This is a genomic window from Pseudomonas sp. GW821-FHT05H12 (assembly GCF_059419385.1).
This window is the reverse complement of sequence record NZ_JBWKRS010000011.1, coordinates 13973-27127: the sequence shown is the minus strand read 5'-3', so window position 1 is coordinate 27127 and position 13155 is coordinate 13973. Positions and strand designations below refer to the sequence as shown.

Annotated in this window: 13 protein-coding genes and 1 pseudogene; 9 read left to right on the top strand and 5 right to left on the bottom strand. The window is 59.4% G+C overall.

The features are described from left to right. Positions 1–17: 17 nt before the first annotated feature. A pseudogene (locus tag AC07SU_RS11880) lies at positions 18–1049 on the top strand (HAMP domain-containing protein); the annotation flags it as partial. A 93-nt stretch (positions 1050–1142) separates the two neighbouring features. Beyond that, positions 1143–1907: a methyl-accepting chemotaxis protein gene (locus AC07SU_RS11875; protein WP_371319318.1), complete on the top strand. Its 765-nt coding sequence runs from the start codon at positions 1143–1145 to the stop codon at positions 1905–1907. An 11-nt stretch (positions 1908–1918) separates the two neighbouring features. Here AC07SU_RS11875 and AC07SU_RS11870 read toward each other — a convergent pair whose 3' ends face one another. Continuing rightward, positions 1919–2089: a hypothetical protein gene (locus tag AC07SU_RS11870; protein ID WP_494997125.1), complete on the bottom strand. Its 171-nt coding sequence runs from the start codon at positions 2087–2089 to the stop codon at positions 1919–1921. 86 nt (positions 2090–2175) lie between these two features. Then, positions 2176–3024, bottom strand: coding sequence for a formyltetrahydrofolate deformylase (purU, locus tag AC07SU_RS11865; RefSeq protein WP_494997124.1), 849 nt, complete (start codon positions 3022–3024; stop codon positions 2176–2178). A gap of 349 nt (positions 3025–3373) precedes the next feature. On the opposite strand from purU, the gene mvaT reads away from it, so the two are divergent. Continuing rightward, on the top strand, positions 3374–3748 hold the full coding sequence (gene mvaT, locus AC07SU_RS11860) for a histone-like nucleoid-structuring protein MvaT (protein WP_016970296.1): 375 nt from the start codon (positions 3374–3376) through the stop codon (positions 3746–3748). A 90-nt stretch (positions 3749–3838) separates the two neighbouring features. Here mvaT and sbcB read toward each other — a convergent pair whose 3' ends face one another. Further along, positions 3839–5266 carry an exodeoxyribonuclease I gene (sbcB, locus tag AC07SU_RS11855; RefSeq protein ID WP_494997123.1) on the bottom strand — a complete coding sequence of 476 codons (1428 nt, stop codon included), beginning with the start codon at positions 5264–5266 and terminating at the stop codon, positions 3839–3841. Between the two features lie 166 nt (positions 5267–5432). On the opposite strand from sbcB, the gene AC07SU_RS11850 reads away from it, so the two are divergent. From AC07SU_RS11850 to AC07SU_RS11825, 6 genes are read left to right on the top strand one after another with little or no spacing between them, the layout of a single operon-like run. Beyond that, positions 5433–6125 (top strand): RDD family protein, encoded by a 693-nt coding sequence (locus AC07SU_RS11850; protein ID WP_494997122.1) that lies wholly within the window; start codon positions 5433–5435, stop codon positions 6123–6125. After that, entirely contained in the window at positions 6122–7102 is a 981-nt protein-coding gene (locus AC07SU_RS11845) for a stage II sporulation protein M (protein WP_494997121.1), read from the top strand. The genes AC07SU_RS11850 and AC07SU_RS11845 overlap by 4 nt, the downstream gene beginning before the upstream one ends. Further along, entirely contained in the window at positions 7089–8618 is a 1530-nt protein-coding gene (locus AC07SU_RS11840) for a DUF4129 domain-containing protein (protein ID WP_494997120.1), read from the top strand. Before AC07SU_RS11845 ends, AC07SU_RS11840 begins: the two co-directional genes overlap by 14 nt. Beyond that, positions 8615–9775, top strand: coding sequence for a DUF4350 domain-containing protein (locus AC07SU_RS11835; protein ID WP_494997119.1), 1161 nt, complete (start codon positions 8615–8617; stop codon positions 9773–9775). Before AC07SU_RS11840 ends, AC07SU_RS11835 begins: the two co-directional genes overlap by 4 nt. Beyond that, positions 9772–10767, top strand: a complete 996-nt coding sequence (locus AC07SU_RS11830) for an AAA family ATPase (protein ID WP_494997118.1) — start codon at positions 9772–9774, stop codon at positions 10765–10767. The genes AC07SU_RS11835 and AC07SU_RS11830 overlap by 4 nt, the downstream gene beginning before the upstream one ends. Positions 10768–10774: 7 nt before the next feature. Continuing rightward, entirely contained in the window at positions 10775–12106 is a 1332-nt protein-coding gene (locus AC07SU_RS11825; protein WP_494997117.1) for a DUF58 domain-containing protein, read from the top strand. Between the two features lie 57 nt (positions 12107–12163). Here the strand turns inward: AC07SU_RS11825 and AC07SU_RS11820 are convergent, their stop codons facing one another. Together AC07SU_RS11820 and AC07SU_RS11815 are read right to left on the bottom strand one after the other, a co-directional pair. Then, the gene (locus tag AC07SU_RS11820; protein WP_494997116.1) at positions 12164–12523 is read right to left on the bottom strand and encodes a PilZ domain-containing protein; all 360 of its coding nucleotides are present in this window, start codon (positions 12521–12523) and stop codon (positions 12164–12166) included. Positions 12524–12743: 220 nt separating this feature from the next. Beyond that, the gene (locus AC07SU_RS11815; RefSeq protein ID WP_176994337.1) at positions 12744–13118 is read right to left on the bottom strand and encodes a tetratricopeptide repeat protein; all 375 of its coding nucleotides are present in this window, start codon (positions 13116–13118) and stop codon (positions 12744–12746) included. Between the last annotated feature and the right edge of the window lie 37 nt (positions 13119–13155).

The following is a 13155-nucleotide window of genomic DNA, read 5'->3' as shown; positions in this document are numbered from 1 at the left end:
AGCGGACCCTACAAGCCATGAATAAAAATCTGCGCTTCAGCCACAAAATCCTGCTTGCAGCCTCCCTTATCGTCATCGCCGCTTTTGCGCTGTTTACCCTCTACAACGACTACCTGCAACGCAACGCCATTCGCGACGACCTCAACAATTACTTGCATGAAATGGGTGATGTCACCGCCAGCAACATCCAAACCTGGCTTACCGGGCGCATTGCCCTGGTTGAAAACGCCGCACAAAACATCGCCATCAACCCCGAGCCCTCCGCCGTTGCCAGGCTGCTGGAGCAGAAAGTCCTGACCTCCTCGTTCATGGCGACCTACGTGGGTGACAGCAAGGGCGCGTTCACCATCCGCCCCGACACCAAGATGCCGGACGGCTTCGACCCGCGTGTTCGCCCCTGGTACAAAGGCGCCCAGGCCAGCAACGGCTCGACGCTCACCGAGCCCTACATCGATGCCGCGACCGGCAAACTGATTATTTCCATCGCTACCCCCAGCACCCAGGGCGCCCAGAGCATTGGTGTCGTGGGTGGCGACCTGAGCCTGCAAACCCTGGTGGATAACATTGGCGCGCTGAACTTCGGCGGCATGGGTTATGCGTTCCTGGTCAGCGCCGATGGCAAGGTGCTGGTGCACCCGGACAAGAACCTGGTGATGAAGACGCTGGCCGATGTGTACCCAAAAAACACGCCAACGATCAGCACCGGCTTCAGCGAGGTCGAGGCCAACGGCAAGGACAACATCGTGACCTTTACACCGATCAAGGGTCTACCCTCGGTGAACTGGTATCTCGGCATTTCGGTGGATAAAGACAAATCCTTCGCCATGCTCAGCGAATTCCGCACCTCAGCGGTGATTGCCACGGCCATTGCCGTGGTGATCATCATCGCCCTGCTCGGCATGCTGATCCGCATCCTGCTGCAACCACTGCACGTGATGACCCGCGCCATGCAAGACATCGCCGACGGTGAAGGCGACCTGACACGCCGCCTGACCATCCAGAACCACGACGAATTCGGCACCTTGGGTAACGCCTTCAACCGCTTCGTAGAACGTATTCATACGTCGATCCGCGAAGTGTCCTCGGCCACCGAGCAGGTCAATGAAGTGGCGTTGCGCGTGGTGAGCGCCTCCAACTCGTCGATGGTCAATTCCGATGAACAGGCCAACCGCACCAACAGCGTGGCGGCCGCCATCAACCAACTGGGTGCCGCCGCCCAGGAAATCGCGCGCAATGCGGCGCAAGCCTCGCACCAGGCCAGCGATGCACGGCACCTGGCCGAAGATGGCCAACAGGTGGTGGAGCGCAACATCAAGGCGATGAATCAGCTGTCCGAGATGATCAGTGCCTCCAGCAGCAATATCGAGGCGCTCAACAGCAAGACGGTGAATATCGGGCAGATTCTCGAGGTGATCACCAGCATTTCCCAGCAAACCAACTTGCTGGCGCTCAACGCCGCGATCGAAGCGGCCCGTGCCGGGGAAGCGGGTCGCGGGTTCGCCGTGGTGGCCGACGAGGTGCGCAACCTGGCCCATCGCACCCAGGAATCGGCGCAACAGGTGCAAAAGATGATCGAGGAGTTGCAGGTCGGTGCCCGTGATTCGGTCAGCACCATGGGTGAAAGCCAGCGTCACAGCCATGACAGCGTGGAGATCGCCAACCTGGCCGGTGAACGCCTGAACAGCGTGACCCAACGCATTGGCGAGATCGATGGCATGAACCAATCGGTGGCCACCGCCACCGAGGAGCAGACCTCGGTGGTCGAGTCGATCAACATGGACATTACCGAGATCAACACCCTCAATCAGGAAGGCGTCGAAAACCTGCAATCCACCCTGCGCGCCTGCGCAGACCTGGAGCAACAGGCGGCGCGCTTGAAACAGTTGGTGGGTAGCTTCCGGATCTAACCCCGTGGGGGTTAGTTAACCTCCGGTTCGGTCTTGCCCTTCTCTTGCTCCCACAGCTCGGCGGCCCCCGGAAACTCGGTGCCGTCGTCGCTGCTCAGTTCTTCCGGGTCAAACCGGCTCAAACAGCCCTCTCCCAGGGTGGCGGGTGCCTTGGAAGTGGCTTTGTCCAGGGGATCGCTCATGGTCCAAACCTCTACGCCCAACAAAGAAAAAGGGCCTGGGACGATTTAACGCCCAGGCCCTTCATTCTTCAATCAAAACCCTTGGATCAGAACACGACGGTCTTGTTGCCATGTACCAACACGCGATCTTCCAAGTGGTAACGCAGGCCACGGGCCAAGACCATCTTCTCGACGTCACGGCCGAAACGCACCATGTCTTCGATGCTGTCACTGTGGCTGACACGCACCACGTCCTGCTCGATGATCGGGCCGGCGTCCAGCTCTTCGGTGACGTAATGGCACGTCGCGCCAATCAGCTTCACGCCACGCAGGGAGGCCTGGTGATAAGGCTTGGCACCAATGAACGACGGCAGGAAGCTGTGGTGAATGTTGATCACCTTGCCCGCGTACTCACGGCACAGTTCCGGTGGCAGGATCTGCATGTAGCGCGCCAGCACCACCACATCCGCTTCATGCTGCTTGACCAGGCGGGAAATCTCGGCGAACGCCGGTTCCTTGTCCTGCGGGTTGACCGGGACGTGGTAGTACGGGATGCCGTGCCATTCGACCATGCTGCGCAGGTCGTCATGGTTGGAGATCACACAGGCGATTTCACAGTCCAGCTCGTCGCTGTGCCAGCGGTGCAGCAGGTCGGCCAGGCAGTGGGACTCGCGACTGGCCATCAATACCACGCGCTTCTTCTGCTCGGTGTCGGTGATCTGCCAGGTCATCGAAAACTCTTCGGCGATCGGCGCAAACGCCTCGCGAAAAGCCTCAAGACCAAACGGCAGTGTGTCGGCACGAATCTCGTGACGCATGAAGAACCAACCGCTGAGATTGTCCGAGTGATGGCTCGCCTCGGTGATCCAACCGTTGTGGGAAGCCAGAAAGTTACTGACCTTGGCAACGATGCCAACCCGGTCCGGGCAAGCAATCACCAGCCGAAAAGTGCGCATTAGGGGGAAACTCCAGAACTTCACAAAGGCCGCCATTCTAGCGATTGCGCAGAAAATCTGCAGTATTCCTTGTGGCTTATTCTGATCCTTCGCGCCGGCCACGCCCCTTAATAGCGTAAGGTTTACGATCACTACGTGGCCGTAAAATGGCAAGCCTTGCGAAATATCAAAAAACAACGGCGATTATCTTTAGCGCTACGACCTACTAATTAACTCGATTGCATAGCTTCACCACAAACATTCAAAGTAATTCACATAAATGACTTGTTAAATGTTTACTTGATGAAATTGCCTGACTATTATTGGCCCATTCCCCCTGTCAACCCGCGCTCTACATAAGGTAGTCCACATGTCTCTGATCAACGAATACCGTGCCACCGAAGAAGCTATCAAAGAGCTGCAAGCCCGTTTGAAGAACCTGTCCCAAGACGACAAGCTGCAAACCGAGCTGGAATTCGAAGGCAAACTGCGCGCCCTGATGGGTGAATACTCCAAATCCCTGCGTGACATCATCGCGCTGCTGGATCCAGAGTCGAAAGTTAAAGCACCACGTGGCGCTGTAAAAACTACCGGCACCAAGCGCGCTCGCAAGGTCAAGCAATACAAGAACCCGCACAACGGCGAAGTGATTGAAACCAAAGGTGGCAATCACAAGACCCTGAAAGAGTGGAAAGCCAAGTGGGGCGGTGATGTGGTTGAAGGCTGGGCAACCCTGCTGGGCTAAGCCTCATCGGGCTTGCGCCTGATACGCCACACATTAAAAACGCCAGCCTGCTGGCGTTTTTTATTGCCTGGGGTATTTGTTATTACCCGATTACAAATTCAGGCGAGCGGCTAAAGAGTCGGCATAATCCTGCCATTGGTCGAGCACCTGGCGCTGATGCGGCGTAGCACTTACAGCCAACTCCTGCGCGGCCTGTTTAAATGCCTCCAGGGTATTGGGCGCTCCCCATTCCTCGCTCGACAAACGCTGCTGACAAAATAGTTGCCAGCGTTGTTGTTCCTCGCTGTTCAAGGTTTCAGGAAAGTTACGCGCACGGTAGCGAAACAATAATTCCGGCAAGCGATGATCATCGAACGGCCACTGCTGGCGCGCCAACTCCAGCGGCTCGGCAGCCCGTACTTGTTCACATAAACGACGATCGCGATCACCGATAAAACCATCGTAGAGCTGCTGCTCCGGGTCCGAACTCGGTTCGAAATCTTCCTCGGCATAAATGGTCGCCAACTTGTCCCGCCACACTTCCTGTGCGTCAGTAAGTCGCAGTGCCCTCGCCAGACAAGCTTCCTTATCCAACTGAAGTCGCTGGAGGTCTGGCCCACGCAGCACATTCAACGGGGCGACGACCGGACAACGGTTGATATGCAACAACTTGAGCGGCACCGGTAACTCACCGTCGGCCAATTCATCACGACGAGTGTAAAGACGCCGGCGCAACGTATCCGCATCGAGGTCCAGCAAACCTTGCGGGTCCAGGCCCAGGTCACACACGATCAGCGCATTGCGATTGCGCGGGTGCCAGGCCAGCGGCAGCACGACCCCCAGGTAATGGCGCTCGGCAGAAAAGCGCCCCGATATGTGCACCATCGGTTGCAGCAGGCGTACCTGGTCCATCACCCGTTGCTTGCTGCGCAACTGAAACAGCCATTCATACAGCTTGGGCTGTTTCTCACGCACCAGACGCGCCAAAGCGATGGTGGCACGCACATCGGACAACGCATCGTGGGCCTGACCATGGTCGATGCCGTTGGCTTCGGTCAGCCGCTCCAGCTTGAGGGTGACGCGCCCATCTTGCTCGGGCCAGACAATCCCTTCAGGCCGCAACGCGTAGGCGGTACGAACCACGTCGATCAGATCCCAGCGGCTGTTGCCCCCCTGCCACTCGCGGGCGTAGGGGTCGAAAAAGTTGCGATACAGGCTGTACCGCGTCATTTCATCGTCGAACCGCAGGGTGTTATAGCCAGCACCACAGGTTCCCGGGGCGGCCAGCTCTGCATGTACGCGAGTCATGAAGTCGGCTTCAGCCAGCCCCTTCTCAGCCAGGATGCCGGGCGTGATACCGGTAATCGCGCACGCTGCCGGGTGAGGCAGGATGTCGTCGCTGGGCTGGCAGTAAAGATTGACCGGCGGACCGACCTCGTTGAGTTCGAGGTCGGTACGAATCCCGGCCACCTGCAGCGGGCGATCGCTGCGCGGGTTGATGCCGGTGGTTTCGTAGTCGTACCAGAAAATGGTGGTCACGGGCTGTTCCTGTACTAAAGATCGACAGAGTCTAGGCGCAGCAAGGCGTCAGAGGCCAGCGATAGATGGCTGTACAAATACCCAGTAAAAACTTGAATGGTTGCTTCCATCGTCGACACTGCTAGCATCCGTGTCTCTCAGCCGCTTCGCACTGCCAAGGATCGCAATGCCATCAGCCCCGTTGGATACCCGCTACCAGATCGAGACCCCGGAGGGTATCGATCTGCCTTTGCGCCCGGCAGGCTTGCTGCCCCGCGCACTAGCCTTTGCCTTTGACCTGGGTGTACGCGGGCTGATCATGGGTATCCTGCTCGTGCCTTTGGCCTTGTTGGGCAATATTGGTATCGGCCTGGGCTCATTGCTGCTGTTTCTGGTCAGCTGGTGGTACATGGTGCTGTTCGAAGTACTGAACCAGGGCAGTTCTCCCGGCAAGCAAGTCATGGGCTTGAGGGTCGTGCAGGATGACGGCACGCCCGTCGGCTGGTCCGCGTCACTGATCCGCAACCTGCTGCGTTTTGTCGACATGCTGCCCTTCGGCTACTTCCTCGGTGCCATCAGTTGCCTGCAACACCCTCATTTCAAGCGCCTTGGCGACCTGGCCGCAGGCACGCTGGTGATCTACCGCGAACAGCCACTGGCTCGCCCACAGGTGCCTCAAGCCCAGCCGTTGCGCCTGCCATTCCCACTGGAGTTGAGTGAACAGCGAGCGATCCTTGGTTTTGCCGAACGCCAGGGTGAACTGTCTGCCGAACGGGTGCATGAACTGGCCTCCATCCTCGCCACCCCCCTGCAGGTGTCTCCGGCCCGCGCCGTCGAACAACTCAATGGCGTGGCCCGCGGACTGTTGGGGCCAGCATGAAGCAGAGCCTCTTCGAAAGCCGTCACCAACGCCAATGGCAGGCCTTTGCCGAGCAGTTGAAACAGTTGGAGCAAGGCAAAGCCAAGGCGAGTGACATGGCGGACTTCCCCCACCACTATCGAAGGTTGTGCCAGCACCTCGCCCTGGCCCAGGAACGCGGCTATAGCAGCTACCTGGTCGATCCCCTTCAGCAACTCGCCCTGCGTGGCCATCAGCAGTTGTATCGTCATCGCAGCCAACTGACGGCGAATGTCCTCGGCTTCATCCTGGCGGGCTTTCCACGCCTGGTACGTGAGCAATGGCGCTTCGTGCTGATCGCAAGCCTGCTGTTCTTTACCAGCCTGGTGGGGATCGCCTTGCTGGTCTATCTGTTCCCCGACCTGATCTACAGCATCGTCAGCCCCCAGCAGGTCGCCGAGATGCAAGCCATGTACAACCCCGATGCCAGCCGTCTCGGCCGCGCCGCCGACCGTGCATCCAGCGAAGACTGGATGATGTTCGGCTACTACGTGATGCACAACATCGGCATCGCTTTCCAGACCTTCGCCGCCGGCCTGCTGTTTGGCCTGGGCAGCGTGTTCTTCCTGATATTCAACGGTTTGATCATCGGAGCAATCTCCGGGCACCTGACCGAAATCGGTTACGGCCAGACGTTCTGGTCGTTCGTCATTGGCCACGGTGCCTTCGAATTGACGGCCATCGCCCTGGCTGGTGCGGCAGGCTTGCAACTGGGCTGGGCGTTGATTTCGCCAGGGCCACTCACCCGGGGCGAATCCCTGCGCCTGGCCGCACGCAAAAGCGTGCAGATGCTCTGCGGCGTCATGATCTTCCTGTTGATCGCAGCGTTTATCGAAGCGTACTGGTCTTCCACGACGACGATCGCGCCCTGGGTCAAATACCTCGTGGGCGCCACACTCTGGTTGCTGGTAGCCGCTTATTTGACCTTTGCCGGGCGGACCTCTCATGCGCCTGAGTGATGCCAGCGTCGTGATCCGCCCACGTACTACCTGGGAAGCCATGGACCTCGGCGTACTCATGGCTCGCCAGCATCGTGGGCTGTTGATGAGTAGTTGGGCGCTGGTGACCTTGCCAGTCTTTGCGCTACTCACGGTTTTGCTCTGGGACTTCCCCACGCTCGCCATGATCCTGTTCTGGTGGCTCAAGCCCGCCTTCGACCGGCTTCCCCTGTACATCTTGTCCACCGCACTGTTTGGTGACACCCCAAGCCTCAAACACGCGGTGCGCCACTGGCCAAGGCTGCTCAAAGGCCAGTTGCTGGTCAGCCTGACCTGGCGCCGGTTCAGCCTCAGTCGCAGCTTCCTGCTGCCGGTCAGCCAACTCGAAGGGTTGGACGGCCAGGCACGCCAGCGACGCCTGGGCGTGTTGCTACAGCACAACGCCGGGGCTGCACGATGGCTTACCCTCCTCGGAATGCATCTGGAAATCGGCCTGTGGTTCGGCTGCATGGCCCTGTTCTACTTCTTCATTCCCCAACAGGTCGAAATGGACTGGGACTGGCAACGGCTGGCACTGGCGACCGCCTCCGAAGGCTTATGGCTGGAACACCTGGGCAACGCGTTCTACGCCCTGGTGCTGGTGTTCTGGGAGCCCATCTACGTTGCCTGCGGCTTCAGCCTTTATCTCAACCGCCGTACCCTGTTGGAAGCCTGGGACCTGGAACTGGTGTTTCGCCGCCTGCGCCAGCGCCTGGCCAACGTTGCGACGTTGATGTTGCTGGTGGTCGGGTTGATTCTCATCCAAACCAGCTCTCCGGCCTTGGCTGGGGAGTCCAATAGCAGCAAGCCGCTAAGCACCCAAGCCGCTAGCCAGTCGATCAAGGCACAGTTGGAAAAGCCTCCTTTCAAAAACCCGGAAACCGTCACCCGGTACCGCTTCGGCGAGGAAAAAACCGCCGTCAAAAACCGCACGCACAGCGAAGGCAAGTTACCCGCCTGGCTGCAGGCACTGCTGGACAGCTTCAACAGCACTAACTTCAAGCACGCGGCCCAAGGCCTGGAAGTCATCCTGTGGAGCGTGCTGATCGGTGGCCTGGCGCTGTTGGTCTGGCGCTATCGGGACTGGCTTCGCGCCTTCGTCAGCCGACGCCCCACTCTCCCGCACAAAACGCCCAAGCCGGCTCCTGCTCAATTGTTTGGCCTTGATCTGGGCATCGAAACGTTGCCCGAGGACATCGCCAGCACCGCCGAAGCACTCTGGGCGACGCGTCCCAGGGAGGCCCTTGGGCTGCTGTATCGCGGATTGCTCAGTCGACTGCTGCACGACTTCCACCTGCCGCTTAAAAAAGCCGACACCGAAGGCCAGGTCCTGGAGCACGTTCACCACCTGCAACAACCGCAGTTGCTGGCCTTCAGTGATGAACTGACTCGCCACTGGCAGAACCTCGCCTATGGCCACCGCCTGCCACCCGCCGCAGCCCAGCAAAAGCTGTGCAGTGATTGGCGTATGCTGTTCAGCTCGGGGGCCGCACGATGAATCGGCTACTGCTGTGGACGGGACTGTTGCTGGCATGCCTGCTGGGGGCCGGTGCGTTTTATGCCTGGCACAAGGCAATCCCCTATGAAGAAGTCGTCGACCGGGGGCCATCGCCGGAAGCCCAGGCGAACCCTTACCTGGCGGCCGAACACTTTCTGCGCCAGCAGGGCCTGGCCGTGGCACATGCCAATAGCCTTGAAGGGCTCGCCGACCTGCCGCCCAAAGGTAATAGCCTGCTGTTACTGGGTGAACGCAGCACGATGACGCCAGGCCAGGTGAACCAACTGCTCGACTGGGCAAAGTCCGGCGGCCATCTGTTGGTGGTTGCCGAAGCCTTGTGGGATGAAGAGACCGGCACCAGCGGCGACCTGCTGCTCGATCGCTTGAATATCCATCAGGCATTGAGCGAGGCATTCGACGAACCGGCTTCACCGCGCAACAAAAAGAAAGCGCCAGACCTGACCAAGCTGTATGTCGACAATGAAACCGCTCCGGCCTATTTCAACTTCGACACCGACTTCAACCTCACCGACCCCAAGCACCTGGCGCAATTTTCTGCCAACAGCGCCAAGTCCAGCCACCTGATGCAACTGGACTTTGGGCAAGGCAGCGTGACCGTGGTGACCGACAGCGATGTATGGAAGAACGCTGCTATCGGCCAATATGACAATGCCTGGCTGCTCTGGTACTTGAACCAGGGCACGGATGTGACCTTGCTGTTCCGTACCGATGTGGACAGCCTGCTCACCCTGCTGATGCGTTACTTTCCCCAGGCGGTGGTGGCACTTGTCGCGCTGATAGCCCTGGCACTCTGGCATGCCGGCATGCGCCAGGGTCCTATCCAGGCACCGGCGCCCAAGGCTCGCCGCCAATTGCAGGAACACCTTCAGGCCAGTGCCGATTTTCTGCTCCGGCGCGGCGGCCAAGGTGCCTTGCTACGTGCATTGCAACAAGACATTCAACGCGCCGCCCGCCGTCGTCACCCAGGCTTTGAACATCTCGAAACAGCAGAACAGTGGCAGGTGCTCGAACGCCTGACGCACCAACCCTTGCACGTCATCAGCCAGGCCCTCGGACCACTTGCGGCAAAACGGCTTAACAGCGCCGATTTCAGTCGTCAGGTGGCATGCCTGCAAACCCTCAGGAATGCCCTATGAGTGATTTTCCAACGGCGAGTGCCCTGACCACCGAAAGCCTTCAACACGCCAGCAGACAGGCACAGGATCTGCGCGTTGAACTGCGCAAGGCGGTGATCGGCCAAGACCAGGTGATTGACGATGTGCTGACGGCATTGATTGCCGGTGGCCACGTGCTGCTCGAAGGCGTACCTGGCCTCGGCAAGACGTTGCTGGTGCGGGCGCTGGCGCGGTGTTTTGGCGGTGATTTCGCGCGCATCCAGTTCACGCCCGACCTGATGCCCAGCGATGTGACCGGCCATGCCGTGTACGACCTGCACAGCGAACAGTTCAAGTTGCGCAAAGGCCCGCTGTTCACCCATCTGTTGTTGGCCGACGAAATCAATCGCGCGCCCGCCAAGACCCAGGCCGCACTGCTCGAAGCGATGCAGGAGCGCCAGGTCACTCTTGAGGGTGAAGCACTGCCTCTCGGCCAGCCGTTCATGGTACTGGCAACCCAGAACCCTATCGAACAGGAAGGCACCTACCCCTTGCCCGAAGCCGAGCTGGACCGGTTCATGCTCAAGGTGCGCATGGATTACCCGGATGCCCAGCAAGAGCTGGATATGGTGCGCGAAGTCACCCGCTCGTCCCGAGCCGACATGCTCGACGTGCAGCCATTACGCACCGTGCTTCAGGCCCAGGACGTCGTGCAATTGCAGCAAATCGCCAGTGAATTGGCCTTGGATGAGCAGGTGCTCGACTATGCCGTACGACTGGCCCGCGCCACCCGCAGCTGGCCGGGCTTGACTATCGGTGCAGGCCCACGAGCCTCCATTGCACTGGTGCGCGGTGCCCGGGCCCGGGCCTTGTTGCGCGGCGGCGAATTCGTCACCCCGGACGACATCAAGGGTTGTGCATTGGCAGTATTGCGCCATCGGGTACGCATTGCGCCAGAGCTGGACATCGACGGGTTGGAGGTCGACCAAGTGCTCCAGCAGTTGCTGGATCAGATCCCGGCGCCACGGCAGTGATCCTTCCATGAAACCGACGCGACTGTTGTTGAGCTGGTTGGGGGTGCTGCTAGGCCTGAGCATCCTGATCGGCACAGCTGAGGCATTGCAGCTCAAGGTGCCCGGCACTCTGCACTCCATAGCCTGGGGTCTATTGCTCGCACTCTTGTTGATGGCCGTACTGGATGCCGTACGGTTGTGTCGTCGGCCGTCCGTACAGGTAGAACGCCTGATGCCCGGCAGCCTGGCACTCGGGCGATGGAGTGAGGTGCGCCTGAGCTTGACACACCACTACTCACAGCCCCTGACAGTCACCGTATTCGACCACGCCCCCGATGGCCTGAGCGTAGAAAACCTGCCCCAATCCATCGCGCTGAACCCAGGTGAGCGCAGCGAACTTGGCTATCGCCTGCGCCCCATGCGCCGTGGCCACTTCAGTTTCAGCCGTTGTGAGGTTCATCTGCCCAGCCCTTTTGGGTTGTGGTCGGCGCGGCGGTTTGTTGAAGTAAGCGACGCAACCCGCGTGTACCCGGACTTCGCTCGTTTATATGGCGCGCAGCTGTTGGGTGTGGATAACTGGCTAAGCCAGCTGGGCGTGCGACAACATCAGCGCAGGGGGTTGGGGTTGGAATTCCATCAACTGCGTGAGTTTCGTGAAGGCGACAGCCTGCGCCAGATCGATTGGAAAGCCACTGCCCGGCAACGCACCCCCATCGCCCGCGAATACCAGGATGAACGCGACCAACAAATTGTATTCATGCTCGATTGCGGTCGGCGTATGCGCAGCCAGGACGATGAACTCTCCCACTTCGACCATGCGCTCAACGCCTGCCTGCTGCTCAGCTATGTGGCGTTACGCCAGGGTGATGCGGTGGGGTTGTGCACCTTTGCCAGTGAACAGCCGCGATACCTGGCACCGGTCAAGGGCAGCAGTCAGCTGAACCTGTTGCTCAACGCGGTATACGACCTGGACACCACCCGACACACGGCCGACTACGAGGCTGCCGCCAGCCAACTGCTGGCTCGGCAAAAGCGCCGGGCATTGGTGATCATGGTGACCAACCTGCGGGACGAGGACGATGAGGCACTGATGACCGCGGCCAAGCGTATTGGTCGACAGCACCGGGTGCTGGTGGCCAGCCTGCGAGAAGAAGTCCTCGACCACCTGCGCCAGGTGCCCGTGCAAACCTTGCCTGAAGCACTGGCTTACAGCGGCACGGTCGACTACCTCAATACCCGAGATGAATTGCACGACAGGCTGAGCGCACAGGGTTTATCGCTGCTGGACGCCTTGCCTTCAGCATTGGGGCCCGCCCTGGTGACACGTTATCTGGGCTGGAAAAAAGCCGGGGTGTTCTAAAGCACGCGTCGACCCCGGCCAGGGCTCCCCCAGAACCGAGTCGACCGTGCGCAGTGGCTAGGCGGATGCCTGCAAAGGATCGAAACTGAAATAATTCAACAGGGCATTGATCAGTTGCACGTACTCCTCGGACGCCTGAGTCACACTGAATCCCGAGTCGTAGTGCTGAGGGTTTACATCTTCATGGCTCCACAGGCATGTCGCCGTGATGTCAATCGCATGAAAATCGCCCTCAGGCCCCGGGATCTTAAAGCGCAGCTCGAAGTCCACGTCGACCATCATGGGCAATTGGCTGATCAACATCAGGCCATCTTCAGAAACATTGCCCAAATAACCGATAGGCTTATCCGTGCGGCGATTAAACACCTGCAGGAAATAAGGGAGTTGGTGTCGCTCAATCCGTCGTTCGGTAAACATGGTCGTCATCCAGTGGCCATGAGTCAGGCCGTGCCAGTGATTCGGAACGGGCCAATGGCCCACTCTCCCCGGGTCTCGGTGTGACACCACGCTTCCTGCGTGTCACTAGACTGCTGCCGAATCCAGGCCCTGCATGCGTTCGAACAAAAACTTGTACAAACGAACAATCGAAGGATAGACCAAGACTGGCGACGGGCCAGCTCTTAAATGACGAATGTAATTACAATGATGCCGGACGCGGCTGCGCAACACTGGCACCGGGGTAGTGCCCCAACTGTTGCAAAGTGTCGAGCCGGGCGCGAGCACGGTACGCATATTCACTCGACGGGTACTGGGTGATGATGAACTGATAGGTCTGAACCGCGTCGACAAACAACTTTTGCCGCTCCAGGCATTGCCCGCGCAACATCGACACTTCCGGCTGCACATAACGACGGGTGCGGCTCTCACGGTCGACCTGCGACAACTCCAGGGTGACGCGCTCGCAATCACCCACCCCATAGGCACGGTAAGCATTGTTCAAATGGTGGTCCATCGACCAGCGGGTACAGCCGACAACACTGACGGCCAGGGCAGCAACGAGCAAAATTCGCATGGGGGTTCTCCTGTCTTGTGCAGTGTATCGACCCCTC

Coding starts and splice junctions, on each gene's coding strand:
- AC07SU_RS11875 (WP_371319318.1), top strand. CDS start 1,143: ATGGTCAATTCCGATGAACAGGCCAACCGCACCAACAGCGTGGCGGCC.
- AC07SU_RS11870 (WP_494997125.1), bottom strand. CDS start 2,089: ATGAGCGATCCCCTGGACAAAGCCACTTCCAAGGCACCCGCCACCCTG.
- purU (WP_494997124.1), bottom strand. CDS start 3,024: ATGCGCACTTTTCGGCTGGTGATTGCTTGCCCGGACCGGGTTGGCATC.
- mvaT (WP_016970296.1), top strand. CDS start 3,374: ATGTCTCTGATCAACGAATACCGTGCCACCGAAGAAGCTATCAAAGAG.
- AC07SU_RS11850 (WP_494997122.1), top strand. CDS start 5,433: ATGCCATCAGCCCCGTTGGATACCCGCTACCAGATCGAGACCCCGGAG.
- AC07SU_RS11845 (WP_494997121.1), top strand. CDS start 6,122: ATGAAGCAGAGCCTCTTCGAAAGCCGTCACCAACGCCAATGGCAGGCC.
- AC07SU_RS11840 (WP_494997120.1), top strand. CDS start 7,089: ATGCGCCTGAGTGATGCCAGCGTCGTGATCCGCCCACGTACTACCTGG.
- AC07SU_RS11835 (WP_494997119.1), top strand. CDS start 8,615: ATGAATCGGCTACTGCTGTGGACGGGACTGTTGCTGGCATGCCTGCTG.
- AC07SU_RS11830 (WP_494997118.1), top strand. CDS start 9,772: ATGAGTGATTTTCCAACGGCGAGTGCCCTGACCACCGAAAGCCTTCAA.
- AC07SU_RS11825 (WP_494997117.1), top strand. CDS start 10,775: ATGAAACCGACGCGACTGTTGTTGAGCTGGTTGGGGGTGCTGCTAGGC.
- AC07SU_RS11820 (WP_494997116.1), bottom strand. CDS start 12,523: ATGTTTACCGAACGACGGATTGAGCGACACCAACTCCCTTATTTCCTG.
- AC07SU_RS11815 (WP_176994337.1), bottom strand. CDS start 13,118: ATGCGAATTTTGCTCGTTGCTGCCCTGGCCGTCAGTGTTGTCGGCTGT.